Below are 18,794 nucleotides of genomic sequence, written 5' to 3'. Positions count from 1 at the left end.
CGCGCATCTCCGCAAAGGGCTTGACCGTAGCAACGACGGACAGGACCACACGGTTTTGCCGTACGCGCTCAGCGCCGTTCGTCTACACGCGGCCGCGAACTCACAGGGAATACCCGCCCTGCCCGCTACCGTCTCGTGCCGACGCTGCCGCGTCCACCGCAACCCGGCCCGCGTTTCGAACGACTCGCGAACCGCCCCTCTTCGTCGGGCCGGGCTGTTTCAATGTATGCCGCAATTCCGAATTTCGGTAAAGTGGAATATTTTTGCGCGCAGGGGTTGACGAGCGGCGACACAGCAAGCTTGTAGGGTGGGCAAAGGCGCACTTGCGCCGTGCCCACCACCTCTACAATGTCTCAACCGAAGGTGGGCACGCTTCGCTTTGCCCACCCTACGAAGCCCTACGCCACCGCGGCGTCCGGAATCCTTGCGGCTTCCATCGGCTGCTTGCCGCGGATCAGGTCCGAGGCGCGGTCGGCGATCATCATCGTCGACGCGTTCAAATTCGCCGAGATCATGCGCGGCATGACCGAGGCGTCGATGACGCGGAGGCCTTCGAGGCCGTGGACGCGGAGTTGGTCGTCGACGACGGCCCAGGTCGAATCCGCCGGGCCCATGCGGCAGGTGCAGCCGGGGTGGAAGGTGGTGGTGCCGCGCTCGGTGGCGGCTTGCAAGAATTCGTCGTCGGTGTTGACGTTAGGGCCGGGGAAATCCTCGTAGGCGTAATAGGGCGACAACGGCGCGGACTTCAAAAGGCGCCGCGCGAGCTTCATGCCGCCGACGATGACGCGGCGGTCGAGCTCGGCATCGAGATAGTTGGTCTGGATGATCGGCGGTGCGAACGGATCGGACGAGCGGATGCGGACATAGCCGCGGCTCTCCGGGCGCTGCTGCCAGGACGCCACGGTCATGCCGGGCTCGTCCTCGAGCTGGCCCTGCACGCCTTCCTTGTAGGACGCCGGCGTGAAGGTGAGCTGGAGGTCAGAGCTCTCGGCGCTCTCGCCGGAATGCCAGAAGCAATAGACCATGGTCGGCGACAGCGAGAGCAGGCCGCGGCGCGCGGTCGCCCATTTCAGCGCCTCGATCCACAGCGAGAAGCCGCGGCGAAGCTCGTTGATGGTCTTGATGTCTTTGACGCGCGCCACCGTGCGCGGGGCATAGTGGTCCTGCAGGCCCTCACCGACCGGCAGCGCGTGACGCACCGCGATGCCGTGCTGCTGCAGCAGATCGGGCGAGCCGACCCCGGAGAGCTGCAAGAGCTGCGGCGAATTATAGGTGCCGCCGGAGAGGATGACTTCCTTGTTGGCGCGCACCTCCACCGGCGTGCCGCCGCGGCCGCCCTTGGTGTAGCGCACGCCGACGGCGCGCTTGCCCTCGAAGATGATCTCGGTCGCGTGCGCATGGGTGTGCACATGCACGTTGGGCCGCTTCATCGCCGGTTTGAGGAACGCGGTCGCGCCGGAGACGCGCAGGCCGTTGTTGATGGTGCGCTGGCAGTAGGAGACGCCTTCCTGGGTCTTGCCATTGTAGTCGGGATTGCGGGGAATACCGAGCGAGACCGCGCCTTCCATGAAGGCTTCGCACAGCGGGTCGCGCCACTCCATGGTGGTGACGGTGAGACTGCCTTCGCGGCCGCGATAGGTGTCCTCGCCCTCGCCCACGCGTTTCTCCAGCCGGCGGAAGTAGGGCAGCACGTCGGCATAGCCCCAGCCGCGATTGCCCATCTGCGCCCAGGTGTCGAAATCCATCCGCTGGCCGCGGTTGTAGATGTGGCCGTTGATCGAGGACGAGCCGCCGAGCGTCTTGCCGCGCGGCGCATAGATGCTGCGCCCACCGGTCCAGGGCCCCGGCTCTTGCTGGTAGGCCCAGTTGATGCTCTTCATGTGGAAGGTCTTGATGAAGCCCGCCGGCAGATGGATGTAGGGATGCCAGTCGGACGGGCCGGCTTCCAGCACGCAGACGCTGGTGTTGGGGTCTTCGCTCAGCCGGCTGGTGAGCACGCAACCGGCAGAGCCCGCGCCGACGATCACATAATCAAATCTGTCCATGATGAATCGCGTCCTTAGCGCGCAATCAGTATTGATCGAATGGTGCTGGCCACAAGCACGCTCCACCTCTCCCGCTTGCGGGGGAGGTCGGCGCGAAGCGCCGGGTTGGGGCTCTCTCCACGCGGGGAGTCCCACCGCGGAGACACCCCCTCCCCAACCCTCCCCCGCAAGCGGGAGAGGGAGCGCAGCTCGATCGCGGATACATCGAACTCAGTCTCGTGCTCATCGCTAGCGCGGCTTGTCGTTGAGTTGAAATTCCAGATGCGTCTTCACCGTCGGCCATTCGGCGGCGGTGATGCTGTAGACCACGGTGTCGCGCAGCGTGCCGTTCGGCGCGACCTGGTGGCTGCGCAGGATGCCGTCCTGCTTGGCGCCGAGGCGCTCGATGGCGCGGCGGCTCTGGTGGTTGAAGAAATGCGTGCGGAATTCGACCGCGATGCAGTTCAGCGTCTCGAAAGCATGGCGCAGCAGCAGCAATTTGCACTGCGTGTTGAGCGGGCCGCGCTGCGCGCTCTTGCCGTACCAGGTCGAGCCGATCTCGACGCGGCGGTTGGCGGCATCGATGTTCATGTAGGTGGTCATGCCGACGACGTTGCCGCCGGCGTCGAACACGGTGAACGGCAACATCGAGCCCGCGGCCTGCAGCCCGAGGCGCCGGTCGATCTCCTTGGCCATGTTCTCCGGCAGCGGGATCGCGGTGTACCAGAGCTTTGACAGCTCGCCGTCCTTGACGGCCGTCACCAGCCCGTCGAGATGCTGATGCGACAGCGGCTCGAGACGGGCGTGCTGTCCACGCAGGGTGATGGGATCGGGCCAGGGCATTTGAGGTCTCTCCTTACGTCACTGTGCGCCGAGGCATTCCGGGTGCCAGATCCTCATCCTGAGGAGCGCGGAACGCGCGTCTCGAAGGATGAAGGCCCGGCTGGTGGCCTCGCCCTTCGAGACGCTCGCGAAGGGCGCGCTCCTCAGGGTGAGGGTCTGAGAGTTACCTCGCCTCCCGCACAATGACGGCTTGGCTCACTTGTTCAAAAAATTCAACGGCAATCCGCTGCGCGGCCAGTCCATGGCGACCAGCTCGCCCTTGCCTGACAGCGTGATGTAGGCCGTCTTCAGCTCGGGGCCGCCGAAGGCGATGTTGGTGGTGACGCGGTCGCCGGTCGGGACCTGCTCGACCAGCGTGCCATCGGGTGCGATCACCGAGATGCAGCCGGAGACGAGGGTGGCGACGCAGACATTGCCGCCGGCTTCCACCGCGAGCGAGTCGAACATCTGGTAGCCGCCGAGGCCGCAGATCGGCTTGCCGCGCTCGCCACGATAGATCACGTCGCGCGGCTTCAGCGTGCCGGGCGCGGAGAGCTCGTAGGCCCACAGCCGGCCGGTCGGCGTCTCCGCGATGTAGACGGTATTCTCATCCGGCGACAGCCCGATGCCGTTGGCCGGCAATATGCCGTGCACGATCTCGACGAGCTCGGTCATCCCGGGCTTGAGGTAGTACATGCCGCCGACGTCCATCTCGCGCGCGCGGCGCTTGCCGAGATCGGAGAACCACAGGCCGCCCTGCTTGTCGAACACCAGATCGTTCGGCCCGCGCAGATCGTGCTCGCCGCATCTGGTGACGACAGTCTCGACCTTGCCGGATTGCAGATCGACACGCTGGATCGAGCCGCCGAGGTAATCGTCCGGCTGCGGGCCCGGCATGATCATGTTGCGGGTCGGGATCCAGGAGAAGCCGCCATTGTTGCAGATGTAGATCTTGCCGTCGGGGCCGAGCGCGGCACCGTTCGGGCCGCCCGGAATTTTCGCGACGATCTCCTTGCGGCCGTCGGGATAAACGCGCGTCAGGCGCTGGCCACGGATCTCGACCAGCACCACCGAACCGTCCGGCATCACGACCGGCCCTTCGGGAAATTCGAGGTCGGTGGCGAGAACGCGGACGTCAGACATTGGGGACCCTCCCGGCTGCTTGTTATGGCTTGCACGGGATGTCCGGCACGGGCCCCACACGCAAGATTTGCCTGCGGTTATGACAAAGTCGCCTCGGCTTGCCAAGCAAGCGGGATGGTATGCCAGCGTTGCGGAAGCCCTACTGCTTCACCGGCAGCCAGATCTCGAAGCTGCCATTCCCGGTTGCGGGATCGAAGGCCTCGTCGTAGCGCTCGAAGCTCGGCGCGTCCGCGGCGGTCAATCCCGAGGCGGGCAGCCATCGATTCCAGATCGTGTTGACGGTGCGGCGGATCGAGGCGACGTGCTCGGTATGCGTGAACACCGCATAGCGCTGCTCGGAAATGCGGATGCGGGCGAAGCGTCGCGGCAGGTCCGAAAACTCGGCGACCTCGACGCCCGCGATGTAGTCGAAATTGCCGGAATCGTCACCGTTGCAGCAGACGCCGTAGGCGACCTGTCCGACCCTCGATGGAATGTCGGCGACCTCCTGGTGAAAGCGGTGCCAGAGGCCGGGGATGACTGCGCCGTTGTCGCAGGAGATGCGCTCGCCGGGACCGGCGACGAGCAACGCCCGCGCGGTCTCGAAACGCGGCGGGGCGAGATGGTCGAGCATGGTGGAGTCCATGAGGATCGGCTCCTGAAGCTTGAGGTCATTGACGCACATCGCCGCCCTGACCGCTTCGGGCGTGGTGCCGAATTGGTCGCGGAACGCGCGGGTGAAAGCTTCGTGCGAGCCGTAGTCGGCCTCCAGCGCGACACTGAGGATGTTCGGCGCGCCGTTCGCGAGAAGACGCGCCGCCTCGGTCAGCCGCCGCGCGCGGACGTAGCGCATCACCGGAAGTCCGGTGGCTGCGGCAAACGCGCGCACGATGTGGAACCGCGACACGCCCGCGATCGCAGCGATCTCGTCGAGCGTCATCGGCTCGGCCAGATGGCTCTCGATATACCAGAGCGCGCGTTGGGCAGGGTTCATAGCGGCTCAACCCTCGTTCGAAGCGTGACGATGATGCGCCCTCAGCGCCGGCTTCGCTTGATCGGCATTGCTGTCCTCGCGTGAGGATAGTCCGGGATTAGCCACTGGCAACGTCCCGGCGTTCGCGGCTAGACTGTTTCGAACCGCTCACGAGAAAGAGGAACCCCACGTCATGGACATCACCGATGTGCGGGCACACCATATCCGCATCCCCTATGACGCCGGTGTCGCGAGCTTTCGCCAGGGCGCGTCCGCGATTACCGCGCTCGACATGGTGCTGGTCGAGGTCATCACCGATGCCGGGCTGACCGGCTGGGGCGACGCCTTTGCCTATGTCTGCCCGCGCACCGCGCGCAGCGCAGTCGAGGAGATGATCGCACCGCAGGCCCGCGGGCTGAAGGTGCCCGATGCGGCCGGCATTCCCGCTGCCATGGAGCAGATCCAGCGCAATCTGCATCTGTTCGGCCGCTACGGCATCACCATGTTCGCGATCTCAGCGCTCGACATCGCGCTGTGGGATTTGGCGGCGAAGGTGCAGGGTGTGCCCCTGCATCGCCTGCTCGGCGAGACCAGGCGCACGGCCATTCCCGCCTATGCGAGCCTGCTGCGGATCGGCTCGCCCGACAACATTGCGGCCGAATGCAGGAAGGCGCTCGCGCTCGGCTATGGCGCGATCAAGCTGCACGAGACCACGGCGCCGGCGGTGTTCGCCGCCCGGGAGGCGATCGGGCCGACCGTTCCGCTGATGGTCGACATGAACTGCCCGCTGACGGCCGAGCAGGCGATCGCGTTCGCCACGACATGCCGCGACGCACGGCCGATGTTTCTGGAGGAGCCGGTCTGGCCGCCGGAGGATTTCGCCGCGCTCGCCGAGGTGCGCAGCAAAGGCGGGCTCGGGATTGCCGCCGGCGAGAACGCCTGCACGGAATATCAATTCCGCCAGATGATGCAGGCCGGCGCGGTGAGCCACGCCCAGCCGTCGGTGACCAAGGTTGGCGGCATCACGGAATTTCTGAAGGTCGCGGCGCTCGCAGATCAGCTCGGCGTCAAGATCGTTCCGCACTCGCCGTATTTCGGTCCGGGCCTGCTCGCGACGCTGCACCTTCTGGCGACACGCGACGACGGGCTGGTCGAAATGTTCTATCTCAAGCGCGAAGCCTGCCTCTGGGGCGGCCGCGCGGACAGCGATGCCACCGGCCATGTCGCGGTGCCCGCCGGCGTGGGGCTCGGCTATGAGCCCGATCGGGGCGTGATGGAGCGATATCGCGTGGCGTGATCGGCGCGCTTATTTCGCGTCCTTCGCTGCCGGCGCGTCCTGCTTCTTCTTTAGATCATCGGCCGTCTTCGCCTGGGCGGCCTGGAGATCGCCGAGCGTCTTCTGCAGGCCGGCGAGGTTCGTCTTCAGCGCATCGATCTGGCGGTTTGCTGCATCCAGCTTCTGCTGATTGTCGAGCGCGAGCTTGGTGATCGTTTTCTGCAGGAAGTCGACATTGCTCTGCAGGCAGCTGGTGCGCCGCTCCATGGTCTTCTCGACCGTGCAGATCTCGATACCGGGCACGTCCTGCGCGTGCACCTGCGCATTCGCCAGCGTTGCGAGCAGCAATATCGCGAAACAAATGCCGGCGTTTCGAAGCAGCATGAAAAGTTCCTCGGCCGATCGATCACGGCAATGTGCGCTGTTTGCGCACAGCCACTCTAGGCTACCACACTCGCACCGCATTCTCGCGTTGAGCTTGCATCGTTCCCTTGGACGGGGAACGATGATCCGCACGCGGAAGAAGTGGGCGCTCGTTCCGCGGCTTTGTTTAGGGGAGATTTTTGGAATGGCAACGCGCGATAGACGACTGGCGGAATTCGACGGCGCCGGAGAACCACCGCCGGGCCTGGCGCTCGAAGTGCTGTGCGAGGACCACAGCGGAACGTACCAACTGCCGTTCGCCTGCCGCTATGTCGAGGGACGCTGGCAGAACCACGAGGCCGGCATCGCGGTCGAAGCGACCGTCATCGGCTGGCGCCTGCCGCGCGTGAGGCAGCGCGGGGCCGCCTGACGCCCATATTTGTTCCAAAATGCAACGGGGCCGCGCTCCGTCTTAACCTTCGGAACGCGGCCCGAACGAATCACGTCCGAATCAGCCGAATGGACGCGTACGCAGCTGTTCACGGCTAGATGTCGACGTGGCTTGGCCGGCGCGTACAATATCTGCGCAGCGCGGTGGATGGCCCACGCCTCGCACGGGCGCCAAAGGTTAATCGCGACAAGGACATAGCGCTCAAGTCGCTGTGGTCGGTCCCCGCCCCCGAAACAGGCAGGGCCAGGCAAGGCCTGCCTAATATTCGACCTCGAGCTCCTCGATCTCGGCCGGCTCTTCCCTCGCCGCCGCGATCCATTCCTTCATCTCATCCATCGCCATGATGCTGTCGGCGTAGGCCTTCAGCTGCGGCTCGAGCTTGACGTCATAGGTGACGAAGCGCGTCACCACGGGCGCGTACATCGCATCCGCCATGGTTCGCCGCTCGCCGAACAGGAACGGGCCGCCCGACCTGTCCAGGCAGTCGCGCCAGATCGACCAGACCCGGTCGATGTCGGCCTGCGCGCGCGACCAGATCTTGAAGCCGGGGAAACGTCCTTTCAGATTCACCGGCAGCGAGGCGCGCAGCGTGGTGAAGCCGGAGTGGATTTCGCCCGAGATCGAGCGGCAATGGGCGCGCTGCACGCGGTCATCAGGTAGCAGGCCGGCTGACGGCATCGCCTCGTTGAGGTATTCGGCGATCGCCAGCGTATCCCACACCACGGCACCGTCGTGCCGCAGACACGGCACCAGGATCGACGACGACAGCAAGAGGATTTCGGCGCGCGCCGACGGATCGTCCGGCGCGGTGACGATTTCCTCGAAATCGAGCCCGGAGAATTTCGTCAGCAGCCAGCCGCGCAGCGACCAGGACGAGTAGTTCTTGCTGCTGATGGTCAGAGTCGCCTTCGCCATATGGCCATTCCCTCACGCCTGGGCGCGCACTGCCGCGCGTGCGTGCCCCGTCCTTCCCGCCCAAGGAGCAGCAAGCGACGTGCCAATTTTCCCGGCGGTCCGGCTCCCATCTGGCTTCGATATTGCATCACGAAGGGGGGACAGGTGGGCACTTCAGTATGATGTCGATGTATTATCAGGCCTTTCAGAACCAGATGGACCTGACAGCGCCGTGGCGGGCGGGGGCCTCGTCCGCGCTCAAATTCCTCAATCTGGTGCCGCAGGGCATGTCGGACCAGGTCGTCGGCCGTCTCTCGGCGGCGCTGGAGCTGATCTCGCGCTCCACCCTCACCTATCATCGCCCGGCCTACGGCATCGACAGCGTCATGGTCGGCAATCGCGAAGTCGCCGTCACCGAGGAGGTCGCCTACGCGACACCGTTCGGCTCGCTGCTGCACTTCAGGAAGGACGGCGTGACGGAGCAGCCGCGCATGCTGCTGGTGGCGCCGATGTCCGGCCATTTCGCAACGCTGCTGCGCGGCACCGTGCAGACGCTGCTGCAGGACCACGACGTCTACATCACCGACTGGCACAATCCGCGCGACATTCCGCGGAGCGAGGGCCGCTTCGGGCTCGACGACTACACCGAGCATCTGATCGATTTTCTCGGACAGCTCGGCCCGCGCCCGCACATGGTGGCGATCTGCCAGCCGTCGGTGTCGGCGCTCGCGGCCGCCGCGATTATGTGCGAGGACAACCATCCCTCGCGCCCGGCGACGCTGACGCTGATGGCGGGGCCGATCGACACCCGCATCCAGCCGACCAGGGTCAACGACTTCGCCAAGAGCAAGCCGATCGAATGGTTCGAGCGGAACCTGATCAACTACGTGCCGATGCAGTGCCGCGGCGCGCTGCGGAAAGTCTATCCCGGCTTCGTGCAGCTCACCGCCTTCGTCTCGATGAACCTCGAGCGCCACATCAAGCAGCACATGGATCTCGCCAACCACATCGCCAAGGGCGAGAACGACAAGGCCGCGACCATCAAGACTTTCTACGACGAATATTTCGCCGTGATGGACCTGCCGGCCGAGTTCTACATCGAGACCGTGCGCGACGTGTTCCAGGAGCACCTGTTGCCGCAAGGCAGACTGATGCATCGCGGCCGCCCGGTGAACACCAAGGCCGTCAGCCGCATGGGGCTGATGACAGTCGAGGGCGAGAAGGACGACATCTGCTCGATCGGCCAAACGCTCGCCGCGCAGGACCTCTGCACCGGCGTGCGCGCTTATCGGCGCGTACACCACATGCAGGCCGGCGTTGGCCATTACGGCGTGTTCTCAGGCCGGCGCTGGAATAACGAGATCTATCCGCTGCTGCGGGATTTCGTGCACGTGAATTCGTGACACCACGCCGCGGCGCGCTGGAATTGCTCTTCAAGCCCGTATCGAGCCGGGCCACGCGACGACTTGCCCTGACATCACCATGCGGTTGCGTCCGCCCTCCTTGGCGGCGTAAAGCGCCTTATCCGCAGCCGCTATCAGCGACGAGCAATCCGCCTTGTCGCCGAACGAATGATGTGTGGCGCCACCAATACTGAGGGTGACCTGCCTGGATGACGGGTTGAGCGCATGCAGGATGCCGAGGTCCTCGATCGCCTGCCGGATTCGCTCACCGACCTGCTCGCAACCTCCTGCGTCGGTATTCGGCAGCAGCAAGGCGAATTCCTCACCACCGTACCGGGCCGCCACGTCTGCCGGCCGTCTGGCCTGCTGCGCCAGGACCCCCGCGATTGAGCGGAGACATGAATCGCCCGCTTGATGCCCGTACCGGTCGTTGAAGTTCTTGAAATGATCGACGTCCATCAGCAGCAGTGACAGAGGCGTTGCTTCCCGCCTGGCCCGGTCCCATTCCGCCTCCAGCCGCTCGTCGAAGTGTCTGCGATTTGCCAAGGCCGTCAGGCCGTCCGAACTGGCGAGAGCCGCCAGCCTATCCTCCAGATCCTTGCGTTCGGTCATGTCGCGCGAGATCGCCACCACGCCGTTGATGTGCCCACTCTGCGCACTCCTCGTGACGCGCAGTGCAGTTTCGACCCAGATCTCTTCCTTCTCACGATGACGGGTGCGATACGTGATTCTCGCCTCCTCGGCTTCGCCGTTCATCAATGCGGAGAGCGTTTGCTCAACCCGGGCCAGATCCGCGGGATTGATGCCGGCGAGGGCTGATGTATCCACCAGTTCGTTCGGAGCCCAGCCAAGGATTCGAGCGGTGGACGGCGACGCATAGAGGATCCGTCCATCGACTGCGACGCGCATGACCATGTCTCCCGACTGCTCTGCAAGGAGGCGAAAATCCGCCTCCTTGGCAACCAGGGCAGCGGCCATCTTCTGCCGCAGGTGCAACTGGCGCACCAGAAAGAGCCCGGCAACACCGAGCCCACCTGTCAGCGCCAGGACTGCGGCAATGCGCGTCAGCGCGGCTCTGCGCCAGGGGGCCAAGACGTCATCTTCTGATTCCGTAGCAACGAGGAGAACGGGGTAGCGGCTGCTGAGTTGATAAAAGCTCAGACGCCGAACGCCGTCGAGAGGCGACGTGAAGTAGTAGACGCCCGCAGCCGGCCGCTCGCGAATAGTCTTGAAAAGCGGAGCACTCGACAGATCGCGGCCCGTGTATCCGTTGTCCGGGGTACGCGCGAGGACAATGCCTCCCGCGGTCGCCAGAGCGATTGAACCATTCCGGCCAACGTCGAACCCGCGATAAAATTGCAGAAAATAGTCGACATCGATCGTCGTAAGGGCAACTCCGGCAAAACTGCCGTCAGGATGATTGAAGCGCCGTGACGCGGTGATGATCCATTGACCGCCCGATCTACTCTTCACCGGATTCCCAATGAAGGTCCCCCGGTCCGCCACGGCACGATGATGCTGGAAATAATCCCGGTCGCTGTTGTTGAGACGGGCGAAATCCACTGGCTCGCTGGTTGCGAGCCAGCGGCCGGTCTCGTCGTAGATGAATACGGCGCGGATCCGGTTCGCGGCTTTGCGTCGGGTCAAAAAGGTCTGAATCTTGGCGATTGCCGCTGGCCCGGCTCCCTCCAGTTCGAGTTGACCAACCAGCACGTTCAGAACGGTGTCCGCGAGTTCGAACGTGTCGTCCGCGTGTTGCGTCAGCGACCGGGCCAGATTGGCCATGTCCGTTTCGGAACCCTTCAGCACCGCCAGTCGCGAGGACCATTCCCGCCAGCCGCTGAGCGCGACAATCGCCATACAGGCGACCGCCACGAATGCCGAGACCCAGAACGTGAGACGCCCCTGGCGAACATCACTACGGTGATCGATCAAGAGATGTTCCCTCCACCCCAGCCCCGTAAACGCCTTGGGCTCAGGGATAGTTGCTCGTTCCGGTTGAGTTTCTGGCAGGGCTTCGGAAGACTGACGGCATCGATGAGCGGCTTGACCGTCGATCGATAACCCATCGACCTGTCGGGCGAGAAGGACACCACAGCAATCAGCCCGACTTGACGGCCTCGCTCAGCGTGCCGGCCACTCGGCCAAGTGAGGCTCAGTGAAACTGGCCGGATGCAGGCTTCGGACTCCGGCAAGATGTGCCAGATCGTCGATCCGCGGTTGAGGCCGAATGACCAGGCTCTCTGCCGGCAACCGCATCGGCGGCGGCGAAAGCGGTGTGGGCTTCGCGCCAGTTGTAACAATTTGAGGCAACGGCACGGCCATTGACCAGATGTTCTTGAGCATCGCCCTGTTCACGGAGCATGCGACGACACCGTTCTCCTTCAGACGGGCGACGGTAAAGAGCTTGCGAATCAGCAGGTCTCGTTCAAGCGATTGCGGCAAATGGAACTGCATCCCGGCCAGCCGGCCTCGTTGCTGCACAATCATCGCGTCGATCCAGCCCACCTGCATGATGTGCACGCGCAGCGGTTCTCCAGCGCCGGAACAGTCAATGCCGGAGCCGAGCAGAACGCCAGCGCCAGAGAGGGAGATGTTGCTCACGCGACCAGAAAGCCGTTCGCCGGCCCCAGTCTCGATCAAGACCGATTCATCGACGTCGAAACGCTCCTCGGCGCGTCCCATCCGGGCTTGCAGCGAGGTCATGCAGACGAAGAAGAGCACGACGACGTTCACCACCGACCAGAAGGCGACCATCGGTAAAGCGGCCGGATGATCGATCATCCGCCATTCCGGGATGGTGTTCAGAACTAGGCCGACAACCGTCAACGCCATCAGCGCCGCCGACGGCCAGAATATCTCCGCGGCGTAGCTTGCGCACCGCGCGGCAGCTCCCTTGGGCGTCACCTTGAACGCATGTCCCATCGGCTTGACGAGAGTCCCGAGCACCGTCGGCAGAATCTTGAAGCTCTGGATCGTCGCCGACACCTGCGCGGCGAGCGGAAAGTGCACGTGCGGCGCAAACCAGGAGATGCCGCCGTTGAGCGCCAGGATCGCGGGGAACAAGTAAAAGAAGACCGCCTCGGGGGTGACGTCGGCGACAGGCGCTAGACCGGTCCACATGAACACGATCGGAACCACCACGACCATGAGCGCTCGCAAGCCCAATGAGAGCCAATGAGTCGGAAAGAACAGAAGCCGATGCATCAAGCCCAGTCCGGGGCCGAGCGGGCCGGCGGCGAGATACAGAGTCTGGATCGCGCCACGCGCCCAGCGTTGCCGTTGCACGAAAAACGCGTCAAGGCTTTCCGGCGCCAATCCAATCGCCAATGGCTCGTTGAGATAACGGGTGATGTACCCTTTGCGCAGCAGGACCAGCGTCAGCAGAATGTCTTCGGTAATGGACTGGGTTGGCAAGGCATCCCCAACCACGCGAAGTGCTGCACGACGCGTGACGGAGTTGGAACCACAACAAAAGGCACCATCCCAGCCGTCGCGCGCGGGCATGATGGAATCGAAGAAGAACCGTTGCTCGTCCGGCAATCCCCTGTGTAGGCCGAGATTCGCCTGCATCGGATCCTCGTTGTAAAAGGTGTGCGGGATCTGAACGATTCCGATCTTTGGATCCGCGAAGAAGCCGATCGTGCGCATCAGGAATTTGCACTGCGGCACGAAGTCCGCGTCAAAGATCGCAAAGAACTCGGCGCTCGTCTGCGTCAGCGCATGATTGATATTGCCGGCCTTGGCATTCAGGTTGTCGGCGCGCGTGAGATACCCGGCACCCTTTTCCTCGCAGAGTTTCTTGAGCCAAGGCCGGCGACCATCATCCAGAACCCAGACCTGGAAGTTTGGATAGTCCAGACACAACGCGCCGGTGATCGTCTTTTCCAACACCTCGAACGGCTCGTCATAGGTTGGAATAAGGACGTCGACCGATGGCAGCTCATCATGCGGCAGGCTGCGAAGCCGACGCTCGTGCTGATCCGCCTCGCTGCGGCGATCGGTCCTGCGAAGGAAAATCAGATAAAGAATAAACTGATCCGTGAAAGTCAGTAGCTCAACGAAGAGACAGAACCAGATCCAGTAGACTTGATACCAAGTGCCAGTTGCCGGCAGCACCGTGGTGAAAATACGCCATTCGAGATAGCGAGCCACGACAAGCCAAACCGCGGCAAAGACCGCGACACGTGCCCAGAGGCGCGCGACCGGAAAGGTCGGCGCCAACAGGTACATCGCCGCAAAGATCCCCACCATCGGCGCGAACAGCTGAGAGAGAGACAGAGTCATGGCCTGCATGGAACACCTCGCTCACAGCGACGACTGGTCGAGCTCCAGGCGCGCGGTCAGCCATTTCAACTTCGAGCTGACCAATCGTAGCAAGCCGTCGGCTCTGCGCTCGAAGCGCACTTCGGCCAGCCGTCCGATATCGCAGGAGCCATTGCGGTCGGCCCACGTTTCGTTGGGGGGAAGCGATATCTCAACGGTAATGTTGCCCGGATCAGGCCGCGGCACCCGAGCCGCAAGCAGTCGATCGTCGGCGTAAGCAGCCGATCCGCGGACTTGCCGGACCAGGCCGGTCTTCCATTCGCCGCTCCCGATCAGGCGGACGGTAGCCGCATCTCCGGCCTTGATCTTCTCGAAATCGCGCTCGGGCAGTTCAACGACAATGAATCGGCGTTGGCAGTCTGCAAAATCGAGGACCGATTGCCCTTCCGTGACCATCGAGCCGGGGCTGGCCGCGACCGACCAGACGACATGGGCGGCCGGCAACGACAGATCGTAGTGATCGAGACGATCAAGCCGAGCGCGCTCCTCGGCGATTTCCGCGGCCAGTTGCGCAGAACGTGAGCTGTTTTGCAACTCGTCCGTCTCGAGCTCCTGGCGGCGGAGAACAAGCCGCTCGCGTTGCTGCTGGGAGTAGGGCACGTCATTGGCATCGCCGCGAAGATAAAGACCTTTCTCCGCCGCCCCCAACTCGGTCTTGAGGCGCTGCAGGCGTTCATCGGCCATCCGGCACCGCGTTGCGGTTGCCTCCTGCGAGGCCTGGGCCTCGCCGGAGCGGATCTGCGAACTGATGCCGAGCTTCACGAGCCTCTCCATCCGGCCCGCGACATCGTTCCGCTGCCGCGCCTCGGCGAGACAGCCGCCTTTTTCAACTTCCGTTTCGCCGATTTCGTGGCTCAGGCGCGCGACCATCCCCAAACGATAGTCCTCGCTGCGCTCGCCGAGCTTGCGATCGAGCCCGGCGATCTCCTCGAGTTGCCGACGTGCGAGCTCGGCGCGTTTGGTGGACACGGCAAGCTGCTGATCGAGGTCCATGAGGTGTCGGCGATCCGGCGAACGCGCCCCGACCATCGGCACCACCCGGCTCTGCTGGAAATATTCGCCCTTGCGTGGAAGATCAGGCGAGAGCTGACCCGCGAACGGTGCAGTCACCCGCATGAGCTCGGCATTGACAAAGGCGGAGGGAGCGATTCGGTAGGTCACATACGGCAACAGGGCCCACCCGCTCAGCGCGATGATCCCGAGCGCCAGAGCTCGACGAACAACCCGGCTGCGAATGAAACGTTCGACGTGCAAACGGACCACGACTGGATCTCCAATGGGCTTTGGTCGCTGCGCCTGCCGCAGCGAAGGCAAACCAATCGTCGGGCGTTGGGATGAAGTTTGCGCCTTGAGGCAAGGAGCAATCCGACAACATTGCCGCCAGCCGAAATCAGGATTCGCCACCGCGGCAGACTCGCCTTCGCAACCACGAGAAGCATACCTAGGATTCACCACATCAGGTTAAGCTGTGTCAAAACCGGATAACTACGGCTGCCGAGTCGAGGATCAGGATATCGTCCCATTCCGGCTTGAAGTCGGCGCGGCGCTTGCGGCGATCGAATGGCGCGGCTAACGCCCATTCCCAAGCAGCTCTTTCGCTTCCAGGACTTCGGGAAGATTTCGCTCCGCATCGAATTCGGCGAGCACAGGAGCGAGCACTTCGAAGACCGCACCAGCTCGGCCATTTGTCTTGTACAGGCGTGCAAGTTCAAGGGCGCCGCGCAGCTCGAAAGTCCTGGTCTGCTGGTGTCGCGCGATGTCCAGCGCGCGCTTGAAGGCTTCTTCGGCACTGGATTCGTCCGAAGGATCCTGGCGCGATACAAGTTTACCGCGGACACGATGCAGTTCGGCATCGAGCCAATGCTGGCCGGATTGTTCCGTCCCGGCGATCGATTCGTCCAGGATTTCCAGCCCGGTCCCGACTTCGCCCACCTCTGCATTCGCCAGGGCGACATGCATCCCCCAGAACGGTTCGCAGAGGTAGCAGTCGTTCTCGTGCAGGAAGGCCCAGCCGTGACGCATGTCCGCCAGTCCGGCCATCCGGTCGCCGGCACGCCACTTGGCGAGGCCATTCAGGTAGGTGCCCGCGGCCACGTACAGCGGCATCGTGTGGTCGCGCGCGAGGCCGAGCGCCAGGATCGTCTCTGTTTGCTGCAACATGCCCCCGCATACCCCGTCGAACACAGCGCGATGAACCAGCGCGTTGGCCTGGGACAGCGCCCGTTTTTCGCCCGGAGCACCCACCGCTTCCGCGGCGAGCTTGCGCGCACGAGCGGTGCTACCGAGCGGCCAGAGCACCAGGGCAAGAAACCTCATGATCACGAACGGCAGATCCAGCGCAGACGCCCTGAAGGTCGCGGGATCCGGTTCGGCACCATAGATCCCCAGCGCCCGCTCAAGATGCGTTCTCGCATTCAAGTAATCGCCCTCGAACCAGCAGGTGACGCCGCCCGTCCAATGGGCGACGACGGCGGCCACCGGCGAGTCCGGTCGTCGGTCAGCGGCGCTCCTGATGGCGTCCGCCAGCTCCCGCATCGGAGCGAGTTCGCCGTGGGTCAGGCAGGCATTGAAGAGCCCCGACTGCACCGGCGCAAGTTCAACGGGATCATCGATGTCGGCTGCGAACTGGCGCGCACGCGTCCATGCCGCGACCGTCTCTGGAGCGCTGTGGCCGAGGCTGCCCCGCAAGGCACGGCCATATGCGATCTGAAGATGCAGCCTGCTCATGATCCGGCGGGAATCATCAGGCAACTGATCGGCGGTCGCAATGGCCTTGCCGAGATGCGCGATCGCCTCGGAATAGGCCGAGCGTTTCAACGCCTGCTGGCCCGCCTTGCGCCACCATTCGAGGGCCGTCTCGCTCAGCCCCGCCTCAGTGAAGTGGTGCGCCAGAACTTCCGGTTCGGTCTCGGCGATTGCTGGAAACTTCTCGCGCAGAACTTCGCCAATGCGGGTATGAAGCAGCTGCCGTTTGCTCTTGAGCAGACTCTCGTAGGCTGCCTCCTGAACAAGGGCGTGCTTGAAACTGTAATTTGCTTCGGGCGGCGTGCCACGACGCAACAGCAGTTCGGCCTCTTCAAGTTGTCCCAACGCAGCGTTCAGCGTCAGATCGTCGCGTCCCGCCACGGTTTTCAGCAGTGCGTACGAGAAGTCACGGCCAATGGCGGCGCCTATCTGCGCTACCTCCTTGACCGGAGCGAGCCGGTCGAGCCGCGCCATCAGCGAATCCTGCAGCGTCGCGGGGATAGCAAGCGGCGGGAGCGGGCTATTCAGGCGGTAGCGCCCGGCATCTTCGACGAGCAGCCCGGACTCCAGCACCATCTTGGTCAACTCTTCGACGAATAGCGGTATGCCATCGGTCTTGTCGATGATCTGCTTCATCATCTCGCGTGGCAGCTGGCGACCGACGACCACCTGCTCGACCAGCGCGCGCGTGTCCTGCCGATCGAGCCGGTCGAGCCGCAACAGACTGACATTGGCAAGGCCCGACCAGGAGGGCTCGAACTCCGGCCGGGACGTCAAGAGCACGAGTATCTGCAGGCCCCTGATCCGATCGACCGCGAGATCGAACAGTTCAAGTGTCGTCGCATCGGCCCAATGCATATCCTCGCAGATGATCAGCAGAGGCTGGTCTCGCGCCAATCCCTCGAGCTGATCGAGAAGGGCGGCAAATGTCTGTCGCCTCTGCTGCGCCGGGCTCAAGCCGAGTGGCGGGCAATGGTCGCCGGTCGGAATCGAGAGCAGGGCCGCAATGAGTGGCGTGGCCCGGGCGACTTGCCGGGTTCCTATTGCCAGCATCGCCTCGAGCTTGTCGAGCTTTTGGTCTGGCGTGTCGTGGGAGCGGATTCCGGCGGCGCGCTCGAGCTGCGCGACAAAGGGATGAAGTGCGCTGTTGGTGTGGTAAGGCGAACACTGATATCGCACGCGACGGTGCGTCCCCAACGAGGGGCTCTCGGACAGCATTGCCACGATGCGCGACTTGCCGATGCCCGCTTCGCCGGAAATCAATACGATCTGGCCCTGGCCCTGCCATGCCTCCCGCTGGCGCGAGAGAATGAACTCGATCTCGTCCTTGCGGCCGACAAAGCCGATCGAGCGCGCGGCGCGGACCGCCTCGAAGCGACTCTCCGATGAGGTCGCTCCTTCCACCGCCCAGACCGCGATGGGTTCGCCTATCCCCTTGACCTCGCGGCGACCGAGATTGCGAAAGGTGAAGAGATCGCCAAGCAGCCGGCGCGTCGACGAGGCAACGACGACCGCCCCCGGCTCGGCCAGGCTTTGAAGCCGAGCAGCGAGGTTTGGTGCATCGCCGATGGTTGCGTGCTCCTCCGATGCATCTCCGCTGATGAGATCGCCGACCACCACAAGCCCGGTCGCAATTGCGATCCGCAGTTCAACCCGTTCGCCGGCGCCTGTCTTGAGCTGGCGAATCGCAGCGATAATATCGAGGCCCGCTCGCACTGCCCGCTCCGCATCATCTTCGTGGGCGCGCGGATACCCGAAATAGACGAGTATTCCGTCACCAACGAACCTGGCTATCCTGCCGTCATAAGCGGCAATGACGCTCCCGCAGGCGGCGCGGTACGCCCGGATCACTTCCCACAGATCCTCGGGATCGAGACGCGCCGAGAGCGCTGTCGAGCCGACCAGATCGCAAAACATGACGGTGAGGTGGCGACGCTCGGCGTCGTGAGGAGGAGCCGGCGATGCGATCAACGCGGCTGGATCAAGGTCGGCAATCGCACGCAGCATTTTGCGGCGATGCCCGAGCAGGACTCCGAGCTTGTCGAAGTCCTCGACCATCAGCTCGGGAAGGACGCCCATGTCGATCCCATTTTGGACAAAACGCTCTGCGTATTGCCCAAGCCCCAGCTTCTCGAGCCACTCCGCAATCTGCATTGGCTCCACCGATCGTGTGGTTGGCGGTTAGCAGAATTTTGGACCACGGCGCGCAGGGACAATATCCCAACCCCACCATGATGGCACGTCTTGTTTGTCGCGCGAAAATTTAGGTTACTCGATACCGACACGTTTTTCGACCGGGACACTGCTCGATGCGAACGGCTGCGCTACCAAACATCGCCCGCGCGCAGCGTTAGATGGCAGAGGTTGCGATGAGTCGTCGCTGCTCACTGCAGAC

At 63.8% G+C, this 18,794-nt stretch carries 13 protein-coding genes; 3 read left to right on the top strand and 10 right to left on the bottom strand.

Annotated elements, in window-relative coordinates; translation table 11 throughout:
• Positions 1-398 precede the first annotated feature (398 nt).
• The 4 genes from GGD65_RS09095 to GGD65_RS09080 form a co-directional block, all read right to left on the bottom strand.
• A complete protein-coding gene (locus GGD65_RS09095; RefSeq protein ID WP_018318585.1) occupies positions 399-2,045 on the bottom strand; it encodes a GMC family oxidoreductase in 1,647 nt (548 codons plus the stop codon).
• Positions 2,046-2,273: 228 nt separating this feature from the next.
• On the bottom strand, positions 2,274-2,867 hold the full coding sequence (locus GGD65_RS09090) for a GNAT family N-acetyltransferase (RefSeq protein ID WP_183235073.1): 594 nt from the start codon (positions 2,865-2,867) through the stop codon (positions 2,274-2,276).
• Between the two features lie 195 nt (positions 2,868-3,062).
• Complete coding sequence (locus GGD65_RS09085; protein WP_018318582.1) at positions 3,063-3,989, bottom strand: SMP-30/gluconolactonase/LRE family protein; 927 nt, start codon at positions 3,987-3,989, stop codon at positions 3,063-3,065.
• A gap of 139 nt (positions 3,990-4,128) precedes the next feature.
• A complete protein-coding gene (locus GGD65_RS09080) occupies positions 4,129-4,962 on the bottom strand; it encodes an AraC family transcriptional regulator (RefSeq protein WP_183235072.1) in 834 nt (277 codons plus the stop codon).
• A gap of 172 nt (positions 4,963-5,134) precedes the next feature.
• On the opposite strand from GGD65_RS09080, the gene GGD65_RS09075 reads away from it, so the two are divergent.
• On the top strand, positions 5,135-6,238 hold the full coding sequence (locus tag GGD65_RS09075) for a mandelate racemase/muconate lactonizing enzyme family protein (protein ID WP_183235071.1): 1,104 nt from the start codon (positions 5,135-5,137) through the stop codon (positions 6,236-6,238).
• A gap of 9 nt (positions 6,239-6,247) precedes the next feature.
• On the opposite strand, the gene GGD65_RS09070 is transcribed toward GGD65_RS09075, so the two are convergent.
• The gene (locus GGD65_RS09070; RefSeq protein WP_183235070.1) at positions 6,248-6,601 is read right to left on the bottom strand and encodes a hypothetical protein; all 354 of its coding nucleotides are present in this window, start codon (positions 6,599-6,601) and stop codon (positions 6,248-6,250) included.
• A gap of 184 nt (positions 6,602-6,785) precedes the next feature.
• Between GGD65_RS09070 and GGD65_RS09065 the strand changes: the two genes are divergently transcribed.
• The gene (locus GGD65_RS09065; RefSeq protein ID WP_018318578.1) at positions 6,786-7,010 is read left to right on the top strand and encodes a hypothetical protein; all 225 of its coding nucleotides are present in this window, start codon (positions 6,786-6,788) and stop codon (positions 7,008-7,010) included.
• Between the two features lie 279 nt (positions 7,011-7,289).
• Here the strand turns inward: GGD65_RS09065 and GGD65_RS09060 are convergent, their stop codons facing one another.
• Positions 7,290-7,946 carry a glutathione S-transferase family protein gene (locus GGD65_RS09060; protein WP_183235069.1) on the bottom strand — a complete coding sequence of 219 codons (657 nt, stop codon included), beginning with the start codon at positions 7,944-7,946 and terminating at the stop codon, positions 7,290-7,292.
• A gap of 158 nt (positions 7,947-8,104) precedes the next feature.
• Here GGD65_RS09060 and GGD65_RS09055 point away from each other — a divergent pair, with 158 nt between their 5' ends.
• Positions 8,105-9,328 (top strand): polyhydroxyalkanoate depolymerase, encoded by a 1,224-nt coding sequence (locus tag GGD65_RS09055; RefSeq protein WP_092253594.1) that lies wholly within the window; start codon positions 8,105-8,107, stop codon positions 9,326-9,328.
• 30 nt (positions 9,329-9,358) lie between these two features.
• On the opposite strand, the gene GGD65_RS09050 is transcribed toward GGD65_RS09055, so the two are convergent.
• From GGD65_RS09050 to GGD65_RS09035, 4 genes are all read right to left on the bottom strand, one after another.
• The gene (locus tag GGD65_RS09050) at positions 9,359-11,188 is read right to left on the bottom strand and encodes a diguanylate cyclase domain-containing protein (protein WP_409362739.1); all 1,830 of its coding nucleotides are present in this window, start codon (positions 11,186-11,188) and stop codon (positions 9,359-9,361) included.
• A gap of 264 nt (positions 11,189-11,452) precedes the next feature.
• Positions 11,453-13,624: a glycosyltransferase family 2 protein gene (locus tag GGD65_RS09045; RefSeq protein WP_183235067.1), complete on the bottom strand. Its 2,172-nt coding sequence runs from the start codon at positions 13,622-13,624 to the stop codon at positions 11,453-11,455.
• Between the two features lie 12 nt (positions 13,625-13,636).
• Positions 13,637-14,917, bottom strand: a complete 1,281-nt coding sequence (locus tag GGD65_RS09040; protein WP_179736309.1) for an HlyD family efflux transporter periplasmic adaptor subunit — start codon at positions 14,915-14,917, stop codon at positions 13,637-13,639.
• Between the two features lie 306 nt (positions 14,918-15,223).
• Positions 15,224-18,553 (bottom strand): adenylate/guanylate cyclase domain-containing protein, encoded by a 3,330-nt coding sequence (locus tag GGD65_RS09035; protein ID WP_183235066.1) that lies wholly within the window; start codon positions 18,551-18,553, stop codon positions 15,224-15,226.
• Positions 18,554-18,794 lie beyond the last annotated feature (241 nt).

The sequence above is a fragment of the Bradyrhizobium sp. CIR18 genome, from assembly GCF_014198295.1.
GTDB lineage: Bacteria > Pseudomonadota > Alphaproteobacteria > Rhizobiales > Xanthobacteraceae > Bradyrhizobium.
Note: the sequence above shows the minus strand (reverse complement) of the source record. Positions and strands in the feature narration are given on the sequence as shown.

Excerpts from the sequence above, each read along its gene's own strand:
- GGD65_RS09095 (WP_018318585.1), bottom strand. The coding sequence starts at position 2,045 with ATGGACAGATTTGATTATGTGATCGTCGGCGCGGGCTCTGCCGGTTGC.
- GGD65_RS09090 (WP_183235073.1), bottom strand. The coding sequence starts at position 2,867 with ATGCCCTGGCCCGATCCCATCACCCTGCGTGGACAGCACGCCCGTCTC.
- GGD65_RS09085 (WP_018318582.1), bottom strand. The coding sequence starts at position 3,989 with ATGTCTGACGTCCGCGTTCTCGCCACCGACCTCGAATTTCCCGAAGGG.
- GGD65_RS09080 (WP_183235072.1), bottom strand. The coding sequence starts at position 4,962 with ATGAACCCTGCCCAACGCGCGCTCTGGTATATCGAGAGCCATCTGGCC.
- GGD65_RS09075 (WP_183235071.1), top strand. The coding sequence starts at position 5,135 with ATGGACATCACCGATGTGCGGGCACACCATATCCGCATCCCCTATGAC.
- GGD65_RS09070 (WP_183235070.1), bottom strand. The coding sequence starts at position 6,601 with ATGCTGCTTCGAAACGCCGGCATTTGTTTCGCGATATTGCTGCTCGCA.
- GGD65_RS09065 (WP_018318578.1), top strand. The coding sequence starts at position 6,786 with ATGGCAACGCGCGATAGACGACTGGCGGAATTCGACGGCGCCGGAGAA.
- GGD65_RS09060 (WP_183235069.1), bottom strand. The coding sequence starts at position 7,946 with ATGGCGAAGGCGACTCTGACCATCAGCAGCAAGAACTACTCGTCCTGG.
- GGD65_RS09055 (WP_092253594.1), top strand. The coding sequence starts at position 8,105 with ATGATGTCGATGTATTATCAGGCCTTTCAGAACCAGATGGACCTGACA.
- GGD65_RS09050 (WP_409362739.1), bottom strand. The coding sequence starts at position 11,188 with ATGGCGATTGTCGCGCTCAGCGGCTGGCGGGAATGGTCCTCGCGACTG.
- GGD65_RS09045 (WP_183235067.1), bottom strand. The coding sequence starts at position 13,624 with ATGCAGGCCATGACTCTGTCTCTCTCTCAGCTGTTCGCGCCGATGGTG.
- GGD65_RS09035 (WP_183235066.1), bottom strand. The coding sequence starts at position 18,553 with ATGCAGATTGCGGAGTGGCTCGAGAAGCTGGGGCTTGGGCAATACGCA.